22 protein-coding genes, 1 pseudogene and 1 riboswitch are annotated in these 26,490 nt (G+C 41.9%); of the genes and pseudogenes, 18 read left to right on the forward strand and 5 right to left on the reverse strand.

Annotated features, from left to right (window positions below; genetic code table 11):
• The first annotated feature begins 207 nt into the window (after positions 1-207).
• From cbpF to tig, 11 genes are all read left to right on the forward strand, one after another.
• Complete coding sequence (gene cbpF / locus FQT24_RS09900; protein ID WP_143952889.1) at positions 208-1,203, forward strand: choline-binding protein CbpF; 996 nt, start codon at positions 208-210, stop codon at positions 1,201-1,203.
• 122 nt (positions 1,204-1,325) lie between these two features.
• Complete coding sequence (gene mvk / locus FQT24_RS09905) at positions 1,326-2,204, forward strand: mevalonate kinase (protein WP_143952890.1); 879 nt, start codon at positions 1,326-1,328, stop codon at positions 2,202-2,204.
• The gene (mvaD, locus tag FQT24_RS09910) at positions 2,186-3,139 is read left to right on the forward strand and encodes a diphosphomevalonate decarboxylase (RefSeq protein ID WP_143952891.1); all 954 of its coding nucleotides are present in this window, start codon (positions 2,186-2,188) and stop codon (positions 3,137-3,139) included. The genes mvk and mvaD overlap by 19 nt, the downstream gene beginning before the upstream one ends.
• Positions 3,126-4,133 (forward strand): phosphomevalonate kinase, encoded by a 1,008-nt coding sequence (locus tag FQT24_RS09915; RefSeq protein WP_143952892.1) that lies wholly within the window; start codon positions 3,126-3,128, stop codon positions 4,131-4,133. The genes mvaD and FQT24_RS09915 overlap by 14 nt, the downstream gene beginning before the upstream one ends.
• Positions 4,117-5,127, forward strand: coding sequence for a type 2 isopentenyl-diphosphate Delta-isomerase (gene fni, locus FQT24_RS09920; RefSeq protein ID WP_143952893.1), 1,011 nt, complete (start codon positions 4,117-4,119; stop codon positions 5,125-5,127). Before FQT24_RS09915 ends, fni begins: the two co-directional genes overlap by 17 nt.
• A 76-nt stretch (positions 5,128-5,203) precedes the next feature.
• Entirely contained in the window at positions 5,204-5,902 is a 699-nt protein-coding gene (liaF, locus tag FQT24_RS09925) for a cell wall-active antibiotics response protein LiaF (protein WP_143952894.1), read from the forward strand.
• Positions 5,899-6,894, forward strand: coding sequence for an envelope stress sensor histidine kinase LiaS (locus FQT24_RS09930; protein ID WP_143952895.1), 996 nt, complete (start codon positions 5,899-5,901; stop codon positions 6,892-6,894). Before liaF ends, FQT24_RS09930 begins: the two co-directional genes overlap by 4 nt.
• Positions 6,895-6,907: 13 nt before the next feature.
• Entirely contained in the window at positions 6,908-7,540 is a 633-nt protein-coding gene (locus FQT24_RS09935; protein WP_143952896.1) for a response regulator transcription factor, read from the forward strand.
• A gap of 274 nt (positions 7,541-7,814) precedes the next feature.
• Positions 7,815-8,723: a C40 family peptidase gene (locus FQT24_RS09940; RefSeq protein ID WP_143952897.1), complete on the forward strand. Its 909-nt coding sequence runs from the start codon at positions 7,815-7,817 to the stop codon at positions 8,721-8,723.
• Positions 8,724-8,772: 49 nt separating this feature from the next.
• A complete protein-coding gene (locus tag FQT24_RS09945; RefSeq protein WP_143952898.1) occupies positions 8,773-9,957 on the forward strand; it encodes a PspC-like choline-binding domain-containing protein in 1,185 nt (394 codons plus the stop codon).
• Positions 9,958-10,178: 221 nt separating this feature from the next.
• The gene (tig, locus tag FQT24_RS09950) at positions 10,179-11,462 is read left to right on the forward strand and encodes a trigger factor (protein WP_143952899.1); all 1,284 of its coding nucleotides are present in this window, start codon (positions 10,179-10,181) and stop codon (positions 11,460-11,462) included.
• A 153-nt stretch (positions 11,463-11,615) separates the two neighbouring features.
• Here the strand turns inward: tig and FQT24_RS09955 are convergent.
• The 4 genes and pseudogenes from FQT24_RS09955 to rnhC all read right to left on the reverse strand — a co-directional run bounded on the left by FQT24_RS09955 (position 11,616) and on the right by rnhC (position 17,123).
• Positions 11,616-12,895, reverse strand: a pseudogene (locus tag FQT24_RS09955) (ISL3 family transposase).
• 127 nt (positions 12,896-13,022) lie between these two features.
• Entirely contained in the window at positions 13,023-15,389 is a 2,367-nt protein-coding gene (gene recD2 / locus FQT24_RS09960) for an SF1B family DNA helicase RecD2 (protein WP_143952900.1), read from the reverse strand.
• Positions 15,390-15,623: 234 nt separating this feature from the next.
• Positions 15,624-16,238, reverse strand: coding sequence for a signal peptidase I (gene lepB, locus FQT24_RS09970; RefSeq protein WP_001083986.1), 615 nt, complete (start codon positions 16,236-16,238; stop codon positions 15,624-15,626).
• Positions 16,239-16,241: 3 nt separating this feature from the next.
• Entirely contained in the window at positions 16,242-17,123 is an 882-nt protein-coding gene (gene rnhC, locus FQT24_RS09975; RefSeq protein WP_143952901.1) for a ribonuclease HIII, read from the reverse strand.
• Between the two features lie 86 nt (positions 17,124-17,209).
• Between rnhC and zapA the strand changes: the two genes are divergently transcribed.
• From zapA to FQT24_RS10010, 7 genes are all read left to right on the forward strand, one after another.
• Positions 17,210-17,512, forward strand: a complete 303-nt coding sequence (gene zapA / locus FQT24_RS09980) for a cell division protein ZapA (protein WP_143952902.1) — start codon at positions 17,210-17,212, stop codon at positions 17,510-17,512.
• Complete coding sequence (locus tag FQT24_RS09985) at positions 17,509-18,057, forward strand: CvpA family protein (protein ID WP_143952903.1); 549 nt, start codon at positions 17,509-17,511, stop codon at positions 18,055-18,057. The genes zapA and FQT24_RS09985 overlap by 4 nt, the downstream gene beginning before the upstream one ends.
• Before the next feature lie 217 nt (positions 18,058-18,274).
• Positions 18,275-20,611 (forward strand): endonuclease MutS2, encoded by a 2,337-nt coding sequence (locus tag FQT24_RS09990; RefSeq protein WP_143952904.1) that lies wholly within the window; start codon positions 18,275-18,277, stop codon positions 20,609-20,611.
• A gap of 78 nt (positions 20,612-20,689) precedes the next feature.
• A complete protein-coding gene (locus FQT24_RS09995; protein ID WP_094753843.1) occupies positions 20,690-21,745 on the forward strand; it encodes a DUF6287 domain-containing protein in 1,056 nt (351 codons plus the stop codon).
• A gap of 122 nt (positions 21,746-21,867) precedes the next feature.
• Positions 21,868-21,956: riboswitch (glycine riboswitch) on the forward strand.
• 90 nt (positions 21,957-22,046) lie between these two features.
• The gene (locus FQT24_RS10000) at positions 22,047-23,369 is read left to right on the forward strand and encodes an alanine/glycine:cation symporter family protein (RefSeq protein ID WP_049487020.1); all 1,323 of its coding nucleotides are present in this window, start codon (positions 22,047-22,049) and stop codon (positions 23,367-23,369) included.
• Between the two features lie 131 nt (positions 23,370-23,500).
• Positions 23,501-24,049 carry a carboxymuconolactone decarboxylase family protein gene (locus tag FQT24_RS10005; protein WP_033686525.1) on the forward strand — a complete coding sequence of 183 codons (549 nt, stop codon included), beginning with the start codon at positions 23,501-23,503 and terminating at the stop codon, positions 24,047-24,049.
• Between the two features lie 108 nt (positions 24,050-24,157).
• Complete coding sequence (locus FQT24_RS10010) at positions 24,158-25,057, forward strand: TDT family transporter (RefSeq protein WP_143952905.1); 900 nt, start codon at positions 24,158-24,160, stop codon at positions 25,055-25,057.
• A 24-nt stretch (positions 25,058-25,081) separates the two neighbouring features.
• On the opposite strand, the gene serS is transcribed toward FQT24_RS10010, so the two are convergent.
• Complete coding sequence (gene serS / locus FQT24_RS10015) at positions 25,082-26,356, reverse strand: serine--tRNA ligase (protein ID WP_084927831.1); 1,275 nt, start codon at positions 26,354-26,356, stop codon at positions 25,082-25,084.
• Between the last annotated feature and the right edge of the window lie 134 nt (positions 26,357-26,490).

The raw sequence follows: 26,490 nt of genomic DNA on the forward strand, positions 1-26,490 counted from the left end.
TGGTAGATTGTTTGATAATTATCAGATGGTAAATCCGATTTTCAAAGCTTAGACAGGTACCTCTCATAAGAAAATCTCCTAGCAGGAAATCCTGCTAGGAGATTTTACTAGTGAATCAAATGATAGTTCGTTATTATATTATTTTAAAGCTGTCATATTGACATACAATTGAATTTTTGCTAGAATCCTTGAAGGAGGATACGTCTAATGAAAATAATAAAAAAATTGATGCAAATCGCATTAGCAGTCTTTTTCTTTAGCTTACTGGCGACAAGTACAGTATTGGCGGATGATACTGATTCAGAGGGTTGGAAATTTGTCCAAGAAAACGGAAGAACCTACTACAAGAAGGGGGACCTCAAAGAAACCTACTGGCGAGTGATTGATGGTAAGTACTATTATTTTGATTCTTTATCTGGAGAGATGGTTGTCGGCTGGCAATATATACCTGCTCCACACGAAGGGGTTACGATTGGTTCTTCTCTAAGGCAAGATATTGCTTTTAGACCAGATTGGTTTTACTTTGGTCAAGATGGGGTACTACAAGAATTTGTTGGTAAGCAAGTTTTAGAAGCAAAAACTGCTACAAATACCAACAAACATCATGGGGAACAATATGATAGTCCAGCAGAGAAACGAGTCTATTATTTTGAAGATCAACGTAGTTATCACACCTTAAAAACTGGTTGGGTTTATGATGAGGGGCACTGGTATTATTTACTGAAGGATGGTGGATTTGATTCTCGCATCAACAGATTGACTGTTGGGGAACTAGCACGTGGTTGGACCAATGATAACTCAACTTGGTACTATCTAGATCCAACAACTGCTGCAATGCAAACTGGTTGGAAACAACTTGGTAATAACTGGTACTATCTCCGTTCATCAGGAGCAATGGCAACTGGCTGGTATCAGGAAGGCTCAACTTGGTATTATTTAGATCAGCCAAATGGCGATATGAAAACTGGTTGGCAAAACCTTGGGAACAACTGGTACTATCTCCGTTCATCAGGAGCAATGGCAACTGGTTGGTATCAAGATGGTTCAACTTGGTACTACCTAAATGCAGGTAATGGCGATATGAAGACAGGCTGGTTCCAGGTCGGTAGTAAATGGTACTACGCTTATAGCTCAGGTGCCTTGGCAGTGAATACGACCGTAGATGGCTATTCTGTCAATTATAATGGCGAATGGGTTCAATAATGAAAGAGGCGATTGTGAAGGAAACAATCGCTTTTTTTGTGAAAATATAATAAAATAGATAGGAGAGAATAAATACTTGTATGAAAAAATGTGACGGCTTTTTCGTCTAGCAAAAGGAAAAAATGACAAAAAAAGTTGGTGTCGGTCAGGCACATAGTAAGATTATTTTAATAGGGGAGCATGCGGTCGTTTACGGTTATCCTGCTATCTCCCTGCCTCTTTTGGAGGTGGAGGTGACTTGCAAGGTAGTTCCTGCAGCGAGTCCTTGGCGTCTCTATGAGGAGGATACCTTGTCCATGGCAGTTTATGCTTCTCTGGAGTATTTGAATATCAAAGAAGCCTGCATTCGCTGTGAGATTGACTCGGCTATTCCTGAGAAACGGGGAATGGGTTCGTCAGCAGCTATCAGCATAGCGGCCATTCGAGCGGTATTTGACTACTATCAGGCAGAACTGCCTCATGATGTACTAGAAATCTTGGTCAATCGGGCTGAGATGATTGCACATATGAATCCGAGTGGTTTGGATGCCAAGACCTGTCTCAGTGACCAGCCTATTCGCTTTATTAAGAACGTAGGATTTACAGAACTTGAGATGGATTTATCCGCCTATTTGGTGATTGCCGATACCGGTGTTTATGGTCATACTCGTGAAGCCATCCAAGTGGTTCAAAGCAAGGGGAAGGATGCCCTGCCGTTTTTGCATGCCTTGGGAGAATTGACCCAGCAGGCAGAAGTTGCGATTTCACAAAAAGATGCTGAAGGGCTGGGGCAAATCCTCAGTCAAGCGCATTTGCATTTAAAAGAAATTGGTGTCAGTAGCCCTGATGCAGATTCCCTCGTTGAAACGGCCCTTAACCATGGTGCTTTGGGTGCAAAGATGAGTGGTGGTGGGCTTGGAGGCTGTATCATAGCCTTGGCAGCCGATTTGACACAAGCACAAGATCTAGCAGAAAGATTAGAAGAGAAAGGAGCTGTTCAGACATGGATAGAGAGCCTGTAACAGTACGTTCCTACGCAAATATTGCTATTATCAAATATTGGGGAAAGAAAAAAGAAAAAGAGATGGTGCCTGCTACTAGCAGTATCTCTCTGACTTTGGAGAATATGTATACGGAGACGACTTTGTCATCTCTACCGACGAATGCGATGGCTGATGCCTTTTATATCAATGGTCAGCTACAAAATGAGGCGGAGCATGCCAAGATGAGCAAGATTATTAACCGTTACCGTCCAGAAGGTGAGGGCTTTGTCCGTATAGATACTCAAAACAATATGCCTACCGCAGCGGGCTTGTCATCAAGTTCTAGTGGTTTGTCTGCCTTGGTCAAGGCTTGTAATGCTTATTTCAAGCTTGATTTAAATCGGAGTCAGTTGGCACAGGAGGCTAAGTTTGCCTCAGGGTCGTCTTCTCGTAGTTTTTATGGACCGCTAGGAGCCTGGGACAAGGATAGCGGAGAAATTTACCCTGTAGAGACAGACTTGAAACTAGCTATGATTATGTTGGTGCTAGAAGACAAGAAAAAACCAATTTCTAGCCGTGACGGTATGAAACTTTGTGTGGAAACATCGACGACTTTTGATGACTGGGTCCGTCAGTCTGAGAAAGACTATCAGGATATGCTGGTTTATCTAAAGGAAAATGACTTTGCCAAGGTTGGGGAGTTAACGGAGGAAAATGCCCTTGCTATGCACGCTACGACAAAAACAGCATCACCAGCCTTTTCTTATCTGACGGATGCGACTTATGAGGCCATGGACTTTGTTCGCCAGCTTCGTGAGCAAGGGGAAGCCTGCTACTTTACCATGGATGCAGGTCCCAATGTCAAGGTCCTCTGTCAGGAGAAAGACTTGGAGCATTTATCAGAAATCTTCGGTCAGCGTTATCGCTTGATTGTGTCAAAAACAAAGGATTTGAGTCAAGATGATTGCTGTTAAAACTTGCGGAAAACTCTATTGGGCAGGTGAATATGCTATTTTAGAGCCAGGGCAGTTGGCCTTGATAAAGGCTATTTCTATCTATATGAAAGGCGAGATTGCTTTTTCTGATAGTTACCGTATCTACTCGGATATGTTTGATTTTGCAGTGGACTTGACGCCAAATCATGACTACAGCTTGATTCAAGAAACAATTGCTTTGATGAATGACTTTCTTGTTGATCGTGGGCAAACCTTGCGACCTTTTTCTTTGGAAATTCGTGGAAAAATGGAACGAGAAGGGAAAAAGTTTGGTCTGGGTTCTAGTGGTAGCGTCGTTGTTTTGATCATCAAGGCTCTGCTAGCTCTGTATAAGCTTTCGGTTGATCAGGAGCTCTTATTCAAGCTGGCTAGCGCGGTCTTGCTCAAGCGCGGAGACAATGGTTCTATGGGGGATATTGCCTGTATTGTGGCAGAGGGATTGGTTCTTTACCAGTCATTTGATCGCCAGAAGGTGGCTGCTTGGTTGGAAGAAGAAAACTTGGCGACTGTTTTAGAGCGTGATTGGGGCTTTTCTATCTCACAAGTGCAACCAGCCCTAGAATGTGATTTCCTAGTGGGGTGGACCAAGGAAGTGGCTGTATCGAGTGATATGGTTCAACAAATCAAGCAAAATATCAATCAGAATTTTTTAAGTTCCTCAAAAGAAACGGTGGTTTCTTTGGTAAAAGCTTTGGAGCAGGGGGAATCAGAAAAAATTATCGAGCAAGTAGAAGTAGCCAGTAAGCTTTTAGAAAGCTTGAGCGCAGATATTTACACGCCTTCGCTTAGACAGTTGAAAGAAGCCAGTCAAGATTTGCAGGCTGTTGCCAAGAGTAGTGGCGCTGGTGGTGGTGATTGTGGTATTGCCTTGAGTTTTGATGAGCAATCAACTGAAACCCTAAAAAAACGTTGGGCCGATCTGGGGATTGAGCTCTTATACCAAGAAAGGATAGGACATGACGACAAATCGTAAGGATGAGCACATCCGCTATGCCCTTGAGCAGAAAAGTTCCTATAATAGCTTTGATGAGGTGGAGTTGATTCATTCTTCCCTGCCTCTTTACGATCTGGATGAAATCGATCTGTCGACAGAATTTGCTGGTCGAAAGTGGGATTTTCCTTTTTATATCAATGCCATGACAGGTGGGAGTGAAAAAGGTAAAGAAATCAATCAAAAACTAGCTCAGGTGGCGGAAGTCTGTGGTATTTTATTTGTAACGGGTTCTTATAGCGCAGCCCTCAAAGATCCAGCAGATGGCTCTTTTTCTGTCAAGTATGATCATCCAAATCTCCTTCTTGGAACCAATATTGGATTAGACAAGCCTGTTGAGTTGGGACTTCGGACTGTAGAAGAGATGAATCCTCTTCTCCTGCAGGTGCATGTCAATGTTATGCAGGAGTTGCTCATGCCCGAGGGAGAAAGAAAGTTTAGAAACTGGCAATCGCATCTAGCAGACTATAGCAAGCAAATCCCCGTTCCTATTGTCTTAAAGGAAGTCGGCTTTGGGATGGATGTGAAGACCATCGAAAGAGCCTATGAATTGGGCGTTCGAACCTTTGACCTGTCAGGTCGTGGTGGTACCAGCTTTGCTTATATTGAAAACCGTCGCAGTGGTCAACGTGACTACCTCAATCAATGGGGTCAGTCTACCATGCAGGCCCTTCTCAATGCCCAAGACTGGAAAGACAAGGTCCAACTCTTGGTCAGTGGAGGGGTTCGGAATCCACTGGATATGATTAAGTGCCTGATCTTTGGCGCCAAAGCTGTAGGACTGTCTCGAACAGTTCTGGAATTGGTTGAAACCTATTCAGTCGAAGAAGTGATTGGCATTGTCCAAGGCTGGAAAAACGATCTGCGTTTGATTATGTGTGCCCTTAATTGTGCCACCATAGCAGATCTGCAAAAAGTAGACTATCTTCTTTACGGCAAACTAAAAGAAGCAAATGATCAGATGAAAAAGGCGTAATCACCGCCTTTTTTCCATCTTCAGACCGAGGTGACTTTTTTGAGTTGTGATAAAATAGAAGGGAGAGGATGCACCTATGAGAAAATTTAAAATCTTTTTATTTATCGAAGCCTGTCTTTTGACAGGAGCTCTGATTTTGATGGTTTCAGAGCATTTTTCGCGTTTTCTGCTGATACTTTTTCTCTTTTTGCTTTTGATTCGCTATTACACTGGTAAAGAGGGGAATAACCTTCTTTTAGTGGTGGCAAGCATTCTCTTCTTTTTCATCGTCATGCTCAATCCTTTTGTGATTCTAGCTATTTTTGTTGCGGTTATCTATAGCCTCTTTCTTCTTTATCCAATGATGAACCAGGAAAAAGAGCAGACCAATTTGGTTTTTGAAGAGGTGGTGACAGTTAAGAAGGAGAAAAATCGTTGGTTTGGGAATCTCCATCATTTTTCAAGTTATCAAACTTGCCAGTTTGATGATATCAATCTCTTTCGTCTCATGGGTAAAGATACCATTCATCTGGAGAGGGTGATTCTAACCAATCATGATAATGTTATTATCCTCAGAAAGATGATAGGAACGACAAAAATCATTGTGCCTGTTGATGTAGAAGTTAGTCTTAGTGTTAACTGTCTCTATGGGGATTTGACTTTTTTCAACCAGCCCAAGCGAGCCCTCCGAAATGAACACTATCATCAAGAAACAAGAGACTACCTTAAGAGTAACAAGAGTGTCAAGATTTTCTTGACCACTGTGATTGGGGATGTGGAGGTGGTCAGAGGATGAAAAAACAAGCCTATGTAATCATTGCTCTAACCTCCTTTCTGTTTGTCTTATTTTTCTCCCACAGCTTGCTGGAAATTCTTGATTTTGACTGGTCTATTTTCCTGCACGATGTCGAAAAAACAGAAAAATTTGTCTTTTTGTTGTTGGTGTTCAGCATGTCCATGACCTGTCTCTTAGCCTTATTTTGGCGAGGTATTGAAGAGCTTTCTCTAAGAAAAATGCAGGCTAATCTCAAGCGTTTGTTGGCAGGGCAAGAAGTGGTTCAGCTTGCAGATCCAGATTTGGATGCCAGTTTCAAGTCCTTGTCAGGTAAACTTAACCTCTTGACAGAAGCTCTTCAAAAAGCTGAAAATCACAGTCTTGCTCAGGAAGAGAAAATCGTCGAGAAAGAACGGAAGCGGATTGCTCGGGATTTGCACGATACAGTCAGTCAGGAGTTGTTTGCGGCCCACATGATTTTATCGGGTATCAGTCAGCAGACTTTGAAATTGGATAGAGAAAAGATGCAGACCCAGTTGCAGAGTGTCACAGCTATTTTAGAAACAGCCCAGAAGGATTTGCGTGTCTTGCTCTTGCATTTGCGACCAGTTGAACTGGAGCAGAAGAGTCTGGTTGAGGGAATCCACATCCTCTTAAAAGAGCTTGAGGACAAGAGTGATCTCAAGGTTAGTTTCAAGCAAAATGTGACGAAATTGCCTAAGAAAATCGAGGAGCATATCTTCCGTATCCTGCAAGAGTTAATCAGCAATACCCTACGCCATGCCCAGGCCTCTTGTTTGGATGTTTATCTCTATCAGACAGCTGTTGAATTGCAGCTGAAGGTGGTGGATAATGGGATTGGTTTCCAGTTAGGGAGCTTAGATGACTTGAGTTATGGACTGCGAAATATCAAAGAGAGGATTGAAGATATGGCTGGAACGGTTCAGTTATTGACAGCTCCCAAGCAAGGACTGGCAGTTGATATCCGTATTCCCCTGTTAGATAAGGAATGATAAAGGAGTAAAGATGAAAATTTTACTAGTAGATGATCATGAAATGGTCCGCTTGGGCTTGAAAAGCTACTTTGACCTCCAAGACGATGTAGAAGTTGTGGGTGAGGCGTCCAATGGGTCTCAAGGCATTGAGTTAGCCTTGGAATTGCGTCCAGATGTTATTGTCATGGATATCGTCATGCCTGAGATGAATGGGATTGATGCGACCTTGGCTATCCTCAAAGAATGGCCTGAAGCTAAGATTTTGATTGTGAGTTCTTATTTGGACAATGAAAAAATCATGCCAGTCTTAGATGCAGGTGCTCGTGGCTATATGCTTAAGACTTCTAGCGCAGACGAACTACTCCATGCTGTCCGTAAGGTAGCTGCTGGCGAGCTGGCTATTGAACAAGAGGTCAGCAAGAAGGTCGAATACCACCGCAATCACATAGAACTACATGAGGACCTGACTGCGCGTGAGCGAGATGTTCTCCAACTCATCGCCAAGGGCTACGAAAATCAGCGTATCGCAGATGAACTCTTTATCTCTCTCAAGACGGTCAAGACACACGTGTCTAACATTCTTGCCAAACTTGAAGTCAGCGATCGCACCCAGGCTGCGGTTTATGCCTTTCAGCATCATTTGGTAGGGCATGAGGAGTTTTAGTAGTTATATAAAATAATGTTGGAGAAATGATTTGATTTAGTATCAAAGAAGCGAGTAAGTATCTCTAGCGTGATAAAATAATTTTTTCACAATATTTTTATGTTATTTGTTGACATTCATTTTATAGGGGAGTAAAATAGAGTTAGAAATATTTAGATTAACATATATATTATAAAATATAAAAAATCCGAAAGGAGGTTAAAATCATGTCTCCGTAAATTATCAAAATAAGGTCACTAGAGCGTTAAGGAATTTTGAAGAAAGGATTTTTGTCATGAAAAAATATATTACTTATGCAGCTTTATTACTTACTTCAGGAGCTTTGTTATCAACTACTTATGTAGTTAATGCAGAAACTACAACGTCTACCACTAAAGTGACTACATCACAAACAACTTCACAGTATACAAGCGAGAAAGAAGCAATTGATCAACTTGTTAAAGAAGGTAAAATTAAGGTTGAAGATGCAGAACAAGTTAAGTTGGTAGGATTTTCTCCTAGAGAGTTAACGCAAGTAGAAGGCAATCAAGAAAAAATAGCATTTAATCAAAATAGAGATGATAAAGGAACCTGGATGAAAACAGATGGTCGCTGGTGGTTCAAATATACTTCAGGTGGGTATGCTAAACATTGGGAATGGTTAGATAAGAAATGGTATTATTTTGATGATCAAGGTTGGATGAAATCAAATGAGTGGATTAACCCAGATGGTAATTGGTACTATCTTTCAAATGACGGTTCCATACTAACTGATTACAATAGAGTTAATGGGAAACCTTATTTCTTCAGATCTAACGGTGTTTGCGTAGAAAATAAGGGGCAGGCAATTGCTGAATATGCAGAAACATTTGTAGGGAAATTGCCATACAAATCTAAAAAAGCCACTTTAGATGAGAGTATTGGTGCTGATTGTTCTGGGTTCACCCAAGCAATTCATGCCAGTTTTGATATTTATATTGGTAGATCAACCCAAGAACAAGCTACAGGAGGAAAATTCGTATATAGTGGCTCACAACTTCCTGGAGATTTAATATTGTACAATACCGACGAAGGTTCAAATCAACATGTGAGTATTTATGTTGGTGGTGGTAAGGTAGTACATGCTCCATTTGAAGGTCGTAAAGTCTCTTACATGGATGCTTACTACTTATCATATTCTGTAAGTAGAAGATACTGGGAATAAAATTATTCTTTCTATATCTGTATAATTTTTATAACAGGAGGAAATGGCTATGAAAAAATCTAAACTACTTACACTTGGTTTGCTTGCAGGTGCTGGTCTGCTTTTGTCTATCAATCAAGCACAGGCTGCAGATACTTGGGTAAAAAATGGTGCTGACTGGAATCTTTCACAAGATGGCAGTCTCGCTAAAAACAAATGGGTGCAAAATGCTGGCTCTTGGTACCACTTTGACGGTTCTGGTAAAATGCAGACAGGCTGGCTCAAAGACGGCAATACTTGGTACTCACTAGCAGATAGTGGTGCTATGCGCACTGGCTGGTACAAAGAAAGTAGTACATGGTACTCACTCGCAAATAGTGGTGCTATGCGTACTGGTTGGTACAAAGAAGGGGCTACTTGGTACTACCTAAAAGGCAGTGGCGCTATGGCAACAGGATGGGCAACTGCCAATGGTCAATGGTCTTACTTTGAAAAATCAGGTGCTATGGTAGCAGATAGAGCTGTTCCAGCAAGCGATGGGGAAAGTTATGTCATTGGTAAGGATGGCTATATGTTGACTTTAAAAAATAGCCCTTATAAAGATGATGATATTGTTCGTTTAGGTGATGGATATGAGTATCTGATTAAATCAAAATTTGACGGACATAACTATACTGATGTTATCGTGGCTAAAAATATTTGGTATATCAAACCTGAGTTCAAGAAGTTTTCCGACAAATATGGGGATGAGGTTTCCAATACGATGTTGGCTCTAGTGGATAATAAAGAAGAAGGACAAGAAATTGATCCTAAAGCTGTTATTCGTAATTTCCAAAATCTACCAGGTCGATATTACTTTGGAGCAGATGGTCGTAGAGTATTACCACTTCCAGAGATGACAACTAGATCAGAAATCAAAAAAGTTGGCAATGATGTCTATTTAGAAAATCCAGGTGCACGGCTTAGACTTCCATCTGCTAACTTCACAATCAATAACAATAAACTATACTATTTAGAAAATGAGCAAGGTAAGCTCAAAACAGGTTACTTTGTACTGATTGATGATGGTATGGCTACAACCCACCATCACTTCCTTGTATATGCAGACCAATCTGGAGAAGTTCTTAAGATGAAACGCTTGCCATCAGGATTTTCAGATTATTTTGACAAAGAAATCGATGGTTTCTATGGTCAAAAAATTAAGATTACACAGCCAAATAAGTATGAATATTACAAGGTTCTTGTGGTTAAATAATACAAAACGAATCGCCTAATAAGGGATGTGTGGGCGATTCGTTTTTTACTGTAATCAGCCATCACTAAACATCTTTTATAAAATTATATTCGAATCCTAAAGAAAACTAAGAAGAAACCGTACCTCCCCCATCATTGAAAAGCGCAGTCATTACTTGAAAAAAGTCGCTCATTTATGTTATAATAGACTGTATTTAAAAAATTTTAAGGAGAAATGACAGAATGTCTGTATCATTTGAAAACAAAGAAACAAACCGTGGTGTCTTGACTTTCACTATCTCTCAAGACCAAATCAAACCAGAATTGGACCGTGTCTTCAACTCAGTGAAGAAATCTCTTAATGTTCCAGGTTTCCGTAAAGGTCACCTTCCACGTCCTATCTTCGACAAAAAATTTGGTGAAGAGTCACTTTACCAAGACGTTATGAACGCTCTTTTGCCAAACGCTTATGAAGCAGCTGTAAAAGAAGCTGGCCTTGAAGTCGTTGCTCAACCAAAAATTGACGTAACTTCAATGGAAAAAGGTCAAGACTGGGTTATCACTGCTGAAGTTGTTACAAAACCTGAAGTAAAATTGGGTGACTACAAAAACCTTGAAGTATCAGTTGATGTAGAAAAAGAAGTAACTGACGCTGACGTTGAAGAGCGTATCGAACGCGAACGCAACAACTTGGCTGAATTGGTTATCAAAGAAGCTGCTGCTGAAAACGGCGACACTGTTGTCATCGACTTCGTTGGTTCTATCGATGGTGTTGAATTTGACGGTGGAAAAGGTGAAAACTTCTCACTTGAACTTGGTTCAGGTCAATTCATCCCTGGTTTCGAAGACCAATTGGTAGGTCACTCAGCTGGTGAAACTGTTGACGTTATCGTAACATTCCCAGAAGACTACCAAGCAGAAGACCTTGCAGGTAAAGAAGCTAAATTCGTAACAACTATCCACGAAGTAAAAGCTAAAGAAGTTCCAGCTCTTGACGATGAGCTTGCAAAAGACATTGACGAAGAAGTTGAAACACTTGCTGAATTGAAAGAAAAATACCGCAAAGAATTGGCTGCTGCTAAAGAAGAAGCATACAAAGATGCAGTTGAAGGAGCAGCAATCGATAAAGCTGTAGAAAACGCTGAAATCGTAGAACTTCCAGAAGAAATGATCCACGAAGAAGTTCACCGTTCAGTTAATGAATTCCTTGGAAACTTGCAACGTCAAGGTATCAACCCTGACATGTACTTCCAAATCACTGGAACTACTCAAGAAGATCTTCACAAACAATACGAGGGAGAAGCTGAGTCACGTACTAAGACTAACCTTGTTATCGAAGCAGTTGCCAAAGCTGAAGGATTTGATGCTTCAGAAGAAGAAATCCAAAAAGAAGTTGAGCAATTGGCAGCAGACTACAACATGGAAGTTGCTCAAGTACAAAGCTTGCTTTCAGCTGATATGTTGAAACACGACATCACAATCAAAAAAGCTGTTGAATTGATTACAAGCACAGCAACAGTTAAATAATCTTATACTCTTCGAAAATCTCTTCAAACCACGTCAGCGTCGCCTTACCGTACTCAAGTACAGCTTGCGGCTATCTTCCTAGTTTGCTCTTTGATTTTCATTGAGTATTAATAAACAAAGGCTCTTTGTCAACTGTAGTGGGTTGAAGAAAAGCTAAGCTCGAGAAAGGACAAATTTCGTCCTTTCTTTTTTGATGTTCAGAGCAATAAAAATCCGCTTTTTGAAGTTTTCAAAGTTCCGAAAACCAAAGGTATTGCGTTTGATAAGTTTAATGAGATTATTGGTCACTTCTAATTTTGCATTAAAATAGGATAATTGAAGAGCGTTGATAATCTTGTCTTTATCCTTGAAAAAAGTTTTAAAGGAGGATGAACCTGCTTCAGATTGTCCTCAATGAGTCCGAAGAATTTTTCCGGATCCTTATTCTGAAAGTGAAAAAGCAAGAGCTGATAGAGATTATAGTGGTGTTTCAAGTCTTCTGAATAGCTTAATAGTTTATCAAGAATCTCTTTATTGGTTAAGTGCATACGAAAAGTAGGGCGATAAAAACGCTTATTGCTGAGTTTACGACTATCCTGTTGAATGAGTTTCCAGTAACGCTTGATAGTCTTGTATTCATGAGATTTTCGCTCAAACTGATTCATAATTTGAACACGCACACGACTCATAGCACGGCTCATGTGTTGGACAATATGGAAACGATCCAACACGATTTTAGCGTTTGGAAAAAGCTGTTTAGCCAAGTCATAGTAAGGGCTAACCATATCCATAGTAATGATTTTCACTCGACATCGGACGGCTCTATCATATTTAAGAAAGTAATCTCGAATGAGGGCTTGTGTTCTACCCTCAAGAACAGTGATGATATTGAGCTTATCAAAATCTTGCGCAATAAAGCTCATCTTTCCCTTTGTAAAGGTGTACTCGTCCCAGGACATAATCTCAGGAAGACGCGAAAAATCATGCTCAAAGTGGAAATCATTGAGCTTTCGAATGACAGTTGAAATTGAAATGGAAAGTTGATGGGCAATATCAGTCATAGAATTCTTTTCAATCAACTTTTGCGCAATTTTTTGGTTGATAATACGAGGGATTTGATGATTCTTCTTGACGATAGAAGTCTCAGCGACCATCATTTTCGAGCAATAATAGCACTTGAAACGACGCTTTCTAAGGAGAATTCTAGTAGCCATACCAGTTGTTTCGAGGTAAGGGATCTTAGACGGTTTTTGAAAGTCATATTTCTTCATTTGACTTCCACAATCAGAACAAGATGGAGCATCGTAGTCCAGTTTAGCGATGATTTCCTTGTGTGTATCCTTATTGATGATGTCTAAAATCTGGATATTAGGGTCTTTAATATCGAGTAGTTTTGTGATAAGATGTAATGGTTCCATATGATTCTTTCTAATGATGGTTTGGTTGCTTTTCATTATAGGTCATATGGGACTTTTTTTCTACAACAAATAGGCTCCATAATATCTATAGGGGATTTACCCACTACAAATATTATAGAGCCTAAACAAAAATCCCACCTGAATTGGTGGGTTTTCTGATGCACTATTTTCCAAAAATCTCTTTGAGGTCTGCGTCAGTAATCCCAATCATGGCGGGGATGCTGTCCCAGTTTTCTTCTGTCAGAATGTAGGATTGTTCAGAAGCGCTTGATGTGGCAGTTTCAGAGACAGCTGGTTGCTTTTCTTCAACATTCTCCAATAAATCACTGAAGCGTTCAATCAGATAGGTTTTTCGGGCAGTTCCGATATGTTGAGTAGCATAGTCGAAGGCCTGTAATTCGCCTAATAAGATAAGTTTGCTTTTGGCGCGTGTAATGGCTGTATAGATGAGATTTCGCTCCAGCATACGCCTGCTAGCACTGGTGATAGGTAGGATGACAACAGGGAACTCACTGCCCTGGGACTTATGGATGCTCATGGCATAGGCCAGGCGAATCTTGTACCATTCGTTACGTGGGTAAGAGACCTCGTTGCCATCAAAATCAATGACAATCTCATCTTGCTTCGACTCGGTGTATTTACCAGGAATCAGGTCTGTGATGGCTCCTAAATCTCCATTAAAGACATTGATTTCAGCATCGTTGACCAAATGAATGACCTTGTCTCCCTTGCGATAGTGGCACTGGGGAGCTTCAAAACTGAGTTGGTCTTTTTGTGGTGGATTCAGGAGGTCTTGCATGAGCTGGTTGATGGCATCAATTCCTGCCGTCCCTCGGTACATGGGGGCCAGAACCTGAATATCACGGGCAGGAATACCACTTCTTAGGGCAGCGCCTAAAATCTTTTCAATGGTAGCAGGAATATGTCCGCTAGCAATTTCAAAGTAGGAACGGTCTGCTTTTTTCTGGGTGAAATCAGCTGGCAAGATACCCTGTCGAATCTGACTAGCTAGGGTGACGATGGTTGATTCTTCGCTTTGCCGGTAAATTTTTTCCAAGCGAGTCTGAGGAATCAAAGGAATATGAAGCAGATCCGCTAGAACCTGTCCAGGACTGACAGAAGGTAACTGGTCGCTGTCGCCCACGATGAGGATTTTACTGTTTGAAGAGATGTTGGAGAAGAGTTGATTAGCCAGCCAAGTATCCACCATTGAGAATTCATCTACGATGATAAAGTCGGCATCCAGATAATCTTCCAGATGACTGGTATCATCGTCACCTGTCATTCCCAAGTGGCGGTGTATGGTCGCGCTAGGCAAACCTGTCAATTCATTCATGCGCCGAGCGGCTCGTCCGGTTGGAGCAGCAAGAAGAATCGGCAGATTGCTTTTTTTCCTGAGGTCAAGTCCTTCTAAAAGGGCATAAACAGCGATGATACCATTGATAACAGTTGTCTTACCAGTACCAGGTCCACCTGTCAGAATAAAGACCTTGTTCTGGATAGCATCACAGATAGCTTGTTTTTGAATGATATCATACTCAATTCCAAGCTCTTCCTCGACAGTAGTGATATGTTTTTGAATGGTTTCTAAATCCTGGCTCTTCTGTTTTCCTTTTTCAAGGATACGGACCAAGTGACTGCGGATGCCTTCCTCAGCGAAAAAGAGGCTATTATCAAAGATTTTGGTATCAATCTGCTGAACCTTGTCTTCTTCAATCAGGTAGGAGAGTTCTTGGGCCACTTGGCTGGGATCCAGTTCCACGGGGCGAGAAGATTCAAGGAGATTAAGGGTTTGTTCCAGCAAATCCCGTGCTTCAACATAGGTGTTCCCTGTTTCCATACAGGTCTGAAAAAGACTATGAACTAGACCGGCGCGGAAGCGCTCAGGAGCCTGACTTTCGATGCCTAGTTCTTCCGCTAATTGGTCAGCAATAGTAAATCCCAATCCTTTGATATCCTCAACTAACTGGTAGGGATAATTTTCAACCACATCAAGGGTTTCTTCCTTGTAAAAGTCTTGAATTTGAAAGGCTAGTTTATTGGGAATGCCGTAGTTGGCTAGTTTGGCCAAAACCATCTCCGTTCCGTAGTTGAGACGAAGTGTGGAGACGAATGCCTCGCGATTTTTGGCAGAGAGTCCTGCGATACCTTCTAGCTTTTCCGGGTGTTGTAAAATTTCGTCAATGGTATTGTCGCCATAGGTATCCACGATTTTCTGAGCTGTTTTGAGACCAATTCCCTTGAAATGGCTACTTGAAAAGTACTTGACCAAGCCCTTGCTAGTTGGTTTTGAGCGTTCATACCGGCTGATTTGCAGTTGTTCTCCATACTTGGAGTGCTGGACAATTTGTCCCCAAAAAGTATAGTCTTCTCCCTCAATCACGTCAGCCATGGTACCGGTGACAATAATTTCAAAATCATCAAAATCTTCTGCGTCCGTATCTTCGATTTCTAGGAGGAGGATGCGATAAAAATTGCTGGGATTTTCAAAAATAATCCGTTCAATGGTTCCTGAAAAATAAACTTCCATAAGATTCCTTTGCATAAATAGGTGAGAGTTAATACTCTTCGAAAATCAAATTCAAACCACGTCAGCTTCGCCTTGCCGTACTCAAGTACAGCCTGCGGCTAGCTTCCTAGTTTGCTCTTTGATTTTCATTGAGTATAACTTTGTTTCTATCTTAATCAAACTGGGTAGTGAATAATCATCTTCTCACGATAGAAGAAGAGGCTGAGATTGCTGATTCTCGGCCTCTTAGGTCTCTTAAAATGTTCCGATACGGGTGATTGGCCAGAAGCGGAATTTAGCTTCCCCTGTGATATCTTTTGCCTTGAAAGTACCTACATGGCGGCTGTCGCTCGAAACCAAGCGGTCATCTCCGAGGAGAAGGTATTCTCCTTCTGGAACAGTAAAGCTAAAGTTGGTGTTGTAGTTGACATCAACTGTGAAGGCTTGAGCTTTTTGAGCGATGCTTCTAAAGAAAGTTCCTTTATTTCCCTCAAATCCCTTGCCTGAGTAGGTGCTTTGGAGTTTGTCGTCCTTGAAGCGTTTGATGTAGTCAGCTAGGTAAGGTTCGTCTGTCTCTTTATCATTGATGTAAAGTTTATCGTTTTCGTAACGGATAGTGTCGCCAGGCATTCCAATCACGCGCTTGACGATGTCCTTATTGCCATCTTCCTCATGAGCAACCACGATATCAAAACGGTCAATAGGGAGGTGTTTAACAACAAAGAGGATTTCGCCATCCGCTAGGGTAGGATCCATGGAATGTCCTTCTACGCGGACGTTACTCCAAAAAAAGATACGGCTTAAAGCTAGTAATGACAGAATCAGGAGGAACAATCCCCACTCTTTTAGGAAATTTTTAAATGAATTCATAATTTACCTTTCTAAGCGTTTTTTCGCTTTTTCAGTATTTTTAAAGTGCAGTTTGGCACAGAAGTTGAGTCCCTGCATACCATAGGCTTGCAAAATCTGGCTTGCCACCTTATCAGAAGCCGTTCCAGCTCCACTTGGAAGTTGATAGCCCAATTCTCGTCCCAGATTTTCAAGATTTTCCAGAAAGAGATCACGCGCAATGATAGAAGAAACTGCGACAGCCAAGTATTTGCCCTCAGCTTTTTCTTCTAAGCTGATCGGATTGCTGAAACGATTGGCCTCTTGTGCCAAGTACTTGTCATAATTTTTAGCACTGGTAAAGGCATCAATCACAATTTTCTCAGGCTGAATGCCTTTTTGAAGGAGGAGATAGATAGCCTGATTATGGAGGGCAACCTTAACCGAAACAGCGTTGTAGCGGTCTCCGATGACCTCGTTGTACTTGCTGGGTGAGAGAAGCAGTGCCTGGTGCTGGATTTTTTCTTTGAGGATAGGGGCAATCTGACGGATCTTTTGGTCGGTCAGAGTTTTAGAATCTCCCACACCGAGTTTTCGCAAGAAGTCATGCTGGTCAGGTGTGACAAAGGAAGCCACAACTGCAAGCCCACCAAAGTAGGAACCATTTCCAACCTCATCTGTCCCAATCAAAGGGAGATTTTGTCCGCTGGTTTGCTCTACAACTTGATAGCCAAAGAAACTAGCATATTTCTCAGCTCCTTCACCCTGAATCAAGACCTTTCCAGAAGTATAGATAGAAACCGTTGCTTGAGGTAGTCGCAAAAAGTAGCGAATATAGGGATTCTTGCTGGGAGCCAGACTGGTCTGATAGTGTTCAAGAAAAGCCCGAATCTCCTTTTCGCTTGGTGTGAGTGTTATACTTGCCATAGTTTCTATTGTACCATAAAAGCAGGCAAATTTGTAAAAACTGACAAAGTTAGCGAATTTTGGTATAATATCGTGAGGTGAATTTTATGGCAAATCTAAATCGATTCAAATTTACATTCGGGAAAAAATCATTAACCTTGACAAGCGAACATGATAACCTTTTTATGGAGGAAATCGCCAAGGTTGCGATAGAAAAATACCAAGCAATTAAAGAACAAATGCCTAGTGCAGACGATGAAACAATTGCTCTTTTGTTGGCAGTCAATTGTTTATCAACTCAGCTCAGCCGTGAGATTGAATTTGACGATAAGGAGCAAGAATTAGAAGAACTCCGTCACAAGCTTGTGACTTGCAAGCAAGAACAGAGCAAGATTGAGGATTCCTTATGATTTCACTCCTTCTTCTATTGGTCTTGGCTTGGGGATTTTATATCGGCTATCGGAGAGGTCTGCTCTTACAGGTTTATTACCTGATTTCAGCCATGGCATCGGCTTTTATGGCTGGCCAGTTTTACAAGGGGCTGGGAGAACAATTCCATTTATTGCTCCCTTATGCAAATCCGCAGGAAGGTCAGGGAACTTTCTTTTTCCCATCGGATAAACTCTTTCAGTTGGATAAGGTCTTTTATGCAGGTATCGGCTACTTGCTTGTATTTGGGATAGTTTATAGCATCGGTCGTTTGCTTGGTCTCCTCTTACACTTGATTCCTAGTAAAAAACTGGGTGGCAAGTTGTTCCAAGTTTCAGCAGGGATTTTGTCCATGTTGGTGACCTTATTTGTCTTGCAAATGGCTTTGACCATCTTGGCGACTATTCCCATGGCAGCTATACAAAATCCTCTTGAAAAGAGTATCGTCGCAAAACACATCATCCAGAGCATACCGGTAACAACCAGTTGGATCAAACAAATCTGGGTGACAAATTTAATCGGATAAAAAGGGCAGGAATTTTCCTAGCCCTTTGTTTACAGATTGACTCGAATCTATCAGAATGTAAAAAGCTAATACTCTTCGAAAATCTCTTCAAACCACATCAGCTTCCATCTGCAACCTCAAAACACTGTTTTGAGCAACCTGCGGCTAGCTTCCTAGTTTGCTCTTTGATTTTCATTGAGTACAATACACCTAGATATTCAAAGACAAGGAAATAAAGATGAATAAGAAAATATTAGAAACATTAGAGTTCAATAAGGTCAAGGCCTTGTTTGAGCCTCATTTGTTGACAGAGCAGGGCTTGGAGCAATTGAGACAGCTGGCTCCGACTGCCAAAGCAGATAAAATCAAACAGGCTTTTGCTGAGATGAAGGAAATGCAGGCTCTTTTTGTTGAGCAACCGCATTTCACTATTCTTGCAACCAAGGAAATCGCAGGAGTCTGCAAGCGTTTGGAGATGGGAGCGGATCTCAATATCGAGGAGTTCCTCCTCTTGAAGCGCGTGCTTCTGTCTAGCCGAGAGCTGCAAAGTTTTTATGCCAATCTGGAAAATGTCAGCTTGGAAGAACTAGCCATTTGGTTTGAGAAATTACATGATTTTCCGCAATTACAAGGAAATCTCCAAGCCTTTAATGATGCGGGTTTCATTGAAAATTTTGCCAGTGAAGAATTGGCGCGAATTCGCAGAAAAATCCATGATAGCGAGAGTCAGGTACGCGATGTTTTACAGGACCTGCTCAAGCAAAAAGCTCAGATGTTGACGGAAGGAATCGTTGCCAGCAGAAATGGCCGTCAGGTTTTACCAGTCAAAAATACCTACCGCAATAAGATTACTGGTGTCGTTCATGATATTTCTGCTAGTGGAAATACCGTCTATATCGAACCCCGTGAGGTGGTCAAACTGAGCGAAGAAATTGCCAGTTTGCGAGCAGATGAGCGTTATGAAATGCTTCGCATTCTACAAGAAATTTCTGAGCGTGTCCGTCCTCATGCGGCTGAGATTGCCAATGACGCTTGGATTATCGGCCGTTTAGACTTGATTCGTGCCAAGGTCCGTTTTATCCAAGAAAGACAAGCAGTTGTGCCTCAGCTATCAGAAAATCAAGAGATTCAACTGCTCCATGTCTGCCATCCTCTGGTCAAAAATGCCGTCGCAAATGATGTCAACTTTGGACAAGATTTAACAGCCATTGTCATTACAGGTCCCAATACGGGTGGGAAGACTATCATGCTTAAGACTCTGGGATTGACGCAGGTTATGGCTCAGTCTGGTTTGCCAATTTTAGCAGACAAAGGAAGTCGTGTTGGTATTTTTGAAGAAATCTTTGCCGATATTGGAGATGAGCAGTCTATTGAGCAGAGTTTGTCTACCTTCTCTAGCCATATGACCAATATTGTGGATATTCTTGGCAAGGTTAACGAACATTCACTTTTACTCTTGGATGAGTTGGGAGCTGGTACAGACCCTCAAGAAGGAGCTGCTCTTGCCATGGCTATTCTGGAGGACCTTCGCCTGCGTCAAGTCAAGACTATGGCGACTACCCACTATCCAGAACTCAAGGCCTACGGTATTGAGACAGCCTTTGTGCAAAATGCTAGCATGGAGTTTGATACTGCAACTCTTCGCCCGACTTATCGCTTTATGCAGGGAGTTCCTGGCCGAAGCAATGCCTTTGAAATTGCCAAACGTCTAGGCCTATCTGCAGTTATCGTAGGGGATGCCAGTCAGCAGGTTGATCAGGACAATGATGTCAATCGTATCATTGAGCAACTGGAAGAGCAGACGCTGGAAAGCCGTAAACGCTTGGACAATATCCGTGAGGTGGAGCAAGAAAATCTCAAGATGAACCGTGCTCTAAAAAAACTTTACAACGAGCTCAATCGTGAAAAGGAAACGGAGCTCAATAAGGCGCGTGAACAGGCTGCTGAGATTGTGGACATGGCCCTAAGTGAGAGTGACCAGATTCTTAAAAATCTCCACAGTAAATCTCAACTCAAGCCCCACGAAATCATTGAAGCCAAGGCCAAGTTGAAAAAATTGGCTCCTGAAAAAGTAGATTTGTCTAAAAATAAGGTTCTTCAAAAGGCCAAGAAAAAACGTGCTCCAAAGGTGGGAGATGATATCGTTGTTCTCAGTTATGGACAGCGTGGTACCTTGACCAGTCAACTCAAAGATGGCCGCTGGGAAGCCCAAGTTGGCTTGATTAAGGTGACTTTAGAAGAGAAAGAATTTGACCTCGTTCAAGCCCAGCAAGAAAAGCAAGTCAAGAAGAAACAGGTCAATGTCGTGAAACGAACTTCTGGTCGTGGCCCACAAGCCAGACTGGACCTTCGAGGCAAACGTTATGAAGAGGCTATGAATGAGCTAGATGCCTTTATCGACCAAGCCTTGCTTAATAATATGGCTCAAGTTGATATCATCCATGGTATCGGAACAGGTGTCATCCGTGAAGGTGTCACCAAATACCTACAAAGAAACAAACATGTCAAGAGTTTCGGCTATGCCCCACAAAATGCTGGAGGTAGTGGTGCGACTATTGTGACATTTAAAGGATAAGAAAAAGCAAATGAACATATAAAAAAGAATCAAAATGAATTAGTTAATTGTTTTCTATCAATCAGAAATGGGAGTAATATGAAAAAGTTTTTATTAGCCACAATGCTTTTACTGACACTGGTTTTAGGAGGATGTCAGTATCTACCTTGGAACAAAAGCGCAGAAACACCATCTGATTCAACATCAGATACATCTGCATCAAGTCCAGAGATAGATTACAGCCAATATAACAAGGTTCTCGATGACTATGAAAAAGTAACCAAAGGTACCTTGCCGACCGGTATTGAGGTCAATCCTCTGGCTAGTCAAGTGAAGTCTTCTCAAGGTTTTTACACAGATGTAGTTTACCACAAGACAGATTTGAATAACGACGGAGAGGATGAACTCTTGCTTGCTCTTGAAATGAAGAGTGGCGAAAAGAGTTTACTTGATATTCGTACTTTGAAAGATGGAAAGGTGATCCGTCTGACCAATCAAGAAAATCGTTTAGACCAGATTGGTGAGAGAATGACGGTCGGTATCCTGCCAGACAATTCTCTGCTCTATCGTGGAGCTGGTACAGCAATGAGTCACATCTATGCCCACTACCAATTTAGTGATAATGGCCAGTCCTTGGTGAAGGCCAAGGAAGCTCAAGAGTTAGCAGATCTTGGTGTCGGTTCGCCCATTTCTCTAGAAACCCTAAGTTGGAAGTCAGTTTCAGATAAACTTCCTGGAGGAAGTAATTCAGACAAGGGGACAGCTGCAACAGCATCTTCAACTAGCAAAACAGCTTCAGGGAAAATGGATATAAACGCCATCAAAAATGGAGATTTTTCTAGTATTGAGGGAAGATGGAGTACAGGAAATGGGGGACAGGATCTAGTTTTTAGTAAAAATGGCTTAATAGAACCAGCAGAATTTTATGTGGATATCAATGATGCTGTTTTTAAAGATGGATATATAATTACAAGTTATAAAGCTCCAACTATTAGGGCGCAACTCGATATGATTCCTGCTGGAGTGGTTATTCCGACAGTTACTGAGCCAAATTTTGTAGAAGATGCATCTGATACTAGTAGAGACCGAATGATTATTCACCAAGCACCTCACGCACATGGGAATGCTCAATCCTTCTTCTACAAAGTCAAATAAGAATTTTTTAAAACACATTGACAAAAGCCAACATTTTTTGTAAAATAAGAATCAATTAAATACCAACACCGAATGAAGTTTAATAGAAGTGGGGAATCGTTTGATTTTTCATGACTGTAAATGGACGGAACTCTGGAGAGACCGTAAAGGCACCGAAGGGGCAAGGCAGGCAACTGCTCAAACTCTCAGGTAAAAGGACAGAGCTAGGATAGACCGCTTTTTAGCATTTATCTAAGCATTCCAGAGTACATGTATCTTGCATGTGCTCTTTCTTTTGGGGTTGAAAAGATAGGAGAAGGAAATGTTAGAATTGCTTAAATCAATCGATGCTTTTGCTTGGGGCCCACCCCTCTTGATTTTATTGGTCGGGACAGGGATTTACCTAACTGCTCGTCTAGGACTCTTGCAGGTTTTGCGTCTGCCCAAGGCCTTCCAGCTTATTTTTACAAAGGATAAGGGGCATGGCGATGTATCCAGCTTTGCGGCCTTGTGTACAGCACTCGCAGCGACAGTTGGTACGGGAAATATTATCGGAGTCGCGACGGCTATCAAGGTCGGTGGCCCAGGAGCTCTCTTTTGGATGTGGATGGCTGCTTTCTTTGGAATGGCAACCAAGTATGCGGAAGGACTCTTGGCAATTAAATACCGCACCAAAGACGACCATGGTGCAGTAGCGGGAGGTCCCATGCACTATATTCTTCTAGGGATGGGAGAAAAGTGGCGTCCCCTTGCCATCTTCTTTGCCCTGGCGGGTGTCTTGGTGGCTTTGTTGGGAATCGGGACCTTCACCCAGGTCAACTCGATTACAGAATCTATCCAGAATACAACGACTATTTCACCAGCCATCACAGCTCTTGTGTTGTCTGTCTTTGTAGCGATTGCTGTCTTTGGTGGACTCAAGTCCATTTCAAAGGTTTCAACTACTGTTGTTCCTTTTATGGCCATCATCTATATTTTGGGAACTCTTACAGTTATTTTCTTTAATATTGGGAAAATCCCTGCCACAATCGCTTTAATCTTGACATCAGCATTTAGTCCTGTTGCTGCGGTAGGTGGATTTGCCGGTGCTAGCATTCGGATGGCTATTCAAAATGGTGTGGCGCGTGGTGTGTTCTCAAACGAATCTGGTCTGGGTTCTGCTCCCATTGCAGCTGCTGCCGCTAAGACAAATGAACCGGTAGAGCAGGGCTTGATTTCCATGACAGGAACCTTTATTGACACTCTCATTATCTGTACTCTGACTGGTTTGACCATCTTGGTAACTGGTGTTTGGAGTGGTGATTTGAATGGGGTTGCCTTGACTCAGTCAGCCTTCTCAACAGTCTTTTCACACTTTGGACCTGCCCTTTTGACCATCTTCCTTGTACTCTTTGCCTTTACGACGATTCTAGGTTGGAACTATTACGGGGAACGTTGTTTTGAGTTTCTCTTTGGGGTTCGCTTTATCTGGCTCTACCGTGTGGTCTTTGTACTCATGGTCTTGTTGGGAGGATTTATCGAGTTGGATATGGTTTGGATTATCGCAGATATTGTCAATGCCTTGATGGCTCTGCCAAACTTGATTGCCCTCTTAGTCTTGTCGCCGGTCGTTATTGCTGAAACTAAAAAGTATTTTGACAAATAATGAAATCACACAGCTCGTGTGATTTTTTGCTTTCATAAAAAATTTCTATCGATGCAATTTAAAATATATATTATACAAGGTATAGAATCTGTGATAGACTAGATTTCAACAACATGAAAAGAGGTTTTATGATGACAACATTTACAATTCATACAGTCGAATCAGCACCAGCAGAAGTGAAAGAAGTTCTTGAAACAGTAGAAAAAGATAACAATGGCTATATTCCCAACCTAATCGGTCTCTTGGCTAATGCACCTACCGCCTTAGAAGCCTACAGAACTGTCGGAGCCATTAACCGTCGCAATAGCCTGACACCAGTTGAGCGTGAAGTGGTGCAAATCACGGCAGCTGTAACTAATGGTTGTGCTTTCTGCGTGGCAGGTCACACAGCTTTTTCCATCAAACAAATCCAGATGAATGATGACCTTCTGCAAGCCCTTCGCAATCGTACTCCAATCGAAACAGATCCTAAATTAGACACTCTGGCTAAGTTTACTTTGGCAGTTATCAATACCAAGGGTCGTGTAGGAGATGAAGCCTTGGGTGAATTTTTAGAAGCTGGCTACACCCAACAAAATGCCTTGGATGTGGTTCTTGGTGTCAGCCTAGCAAGCCTCTGTAACTATGCCAACAATCTAGCCAATACACCAATTAACCCAGAATTGCAACCCTATGCTTAATTCATATCTGAGTAAAATGAAGTCTGAAATAATCGGACTTCGTTTTTTTAGTCCTCATTTAAGCGCTTTTATGCTATACTGAAACTAACATGATTATTGGAGGTTAGGATGAAAAAACTCCCCTTGGTATTTTCTGGTTGTTTGCTAGGTTTGGCAGGAGCTGGAAATCTTATTTTAGATACGTTGCCGTTTCTGTCCCATCTTTTTAGTCTGACAGGTTTGATTTTGTGGATTTACTTTCTAATTCTGCATCTGTTTAATTGGAAGGAAACCAAGCAAGAGTTGACCAAGCCCCCTCTTTTATCAGGAATGGCCACCTTTCCCATGGCTGGGATGATTTTATCTACCTATGTCTTTCGTGTATTTTCTCATCTTCCTTTAGTAGCGCAAGGGCTCTGGTGGTTTTCATTTCTCTTGGATTTGGCCTTGATTGCTGGTTTCACTATAAAGTTTGCTTGTCCGGGTCGGAGGGTTCATGCCACTCCTAGCTGGACGGTTCTCTATGTGGGGATAGCAGTAGCAGCCTTGACCTATCCTCTTGTAGGCATCATAGAAATTGCCTATGCTACCTTGAGTTTTGGATTTCTCTTGACCTTCTATCTCTACCCGCTTATTTATAGCGATTTAAAGAAAACTCCACTCCCACTAGCACTGCTTGGACAGGAAGGAATCTACTGTGCTCCCTTCTCTCTGCTCTTGGCTTCTCTAGTTCGAGTTGGAGGAGAGAGTCTACCAACTTGGCTCATGATTGTCATGATCTTGGCTTCCCAATCCTTCTTTTTCTTTGTTTTGACTCGCCTGCCCAATATTTTAAAACAAGGCTTTCAACCATCCTTCTCAGCACTCACTTTCCCAACCATTATCACAGCTACTTCGCTCAAGATGGCTCAGGGAATCTTGAAACTTCCATTTCTGGATTATTTGGTACTGGCTGAAACGGTTATATGCCTAACTATTTTATTCTTTGTATTAGGCGCTTATCTGATTTGGTTACGAAAAAAGGTCTAGCTAGAAATAGCTAAACCTTATTTTTTATGGTTTGATAACTTCAGCTCCACCCATGTATGGACGAAGTGCTTCTGGGATGGTCACAGAACCATCTTCATTTTGGTAGTTTTCAAGAATAGCAGCCACTGTACGTCCGACTGCAAGTCCAGAACCGTTCAAGGTATGGAGCAATTTCACCTTGCCATCTGCTTCATCACGGTAACGGATTTGGGCACGACGAGCTTGGAAATCTTCTGTGTTTGAACAGCTTGAGATTTCACGGTAGGTGTTTTGTGCTGGAATCCAAACTTCTAAGTCGTAAGTTTTGGCAGCTGAGAAGCCCATATCTCCAGTAGAGAGAGCAACGACACGGTATGGAAGGTTAAGTTTTTGAAGGATGTTTTCAGCATTGGCTGTCATTTTTTCTAATTCTTCGTAAGATTCTTCTGGTTTGGCAAATTTAACCATTTCAACCTTGTGGAATTGGTGCAAACGAATCAAGCCACGAGTATCACGACCAGCAGAACCAGCCTCAGAACGGAATGAAGGACTCATAGCAGTGAAGTAGATTGGCAGGTCTTTACCATCAAGGATTTCATCACGGTAGTAGTTTGTCAGAGGAACCTCAGCTGTAGGAATAAGGACGTAATTGCTGTCGCTGAGTTCGAAAGTATCTTCCTTGAATTTTGGATATTGACCAGTACCAAACATAGAGTCATGATTAACCATGTAAGGCGTGATGACTTCCGTATAGCCTTCTTTTCCATGTTCATCCAACATAAAGTTATAGATAGCACGCTCCAAACGAGCACCGAGACCTTTATAGAAGAGGAAACGAGCGCCTGTTACCTTACCACCACGTTCCCAATCAAGGATACCAAGGTCTTCACCAAGATCCCAGTGAGCTTTAGGTTCGAAGTCAAACTCACGTGGAGTACCCCAACGGCGAACTTCCACATTGTCGTCTTCGTCAGCCCCAACAGGAACGCTGTCAGCTGGGATGTTTGGAAGAGTAGTGGTGAATTCTGTCAATTTAGCATCGATTTCTGCCAATTCAGCATCCAAGGCTTTAACCTCAGCAGATAGAGTTTGCATGGCAGCAATCTTGTCATCTGCATTTTCCTTGTTGCGCTTAGCTTGGGCAATCTCAGCAGAAACTGTGTTACGTTCTGCTTTTAAAGTTTCAACCTTGACCAAGATGTCACGACGTTTAGCATCGATTTCTTTCATCTCATTCAAGATAGCAGCATCTACACCACGTGTAGCTAATTTTTCTGCGACAGCATCAAAGTCTGTACGAATACGTTTGATATCTAACATAAGAACTCCTTTATGAAAAAAGCACACCTGACAAAGCGTTGGAGTGGCAGGGCCACGGTTCCATCCAACTTCACAGGTGTGCACTTGATTGTGTATGCAATTGTTACTAACGGTAGAATTTCACCTATCCCTCC

The organism is Streptococcus mitis (assembly GCF_901542415.1).
Taxonomy (GTDB): domain Bacteria; phylum Bacillota; class Bacilli; order Lactobacillales; family Streptococcaceae; genus Streptococcus; species Streptococcus mitis_BL.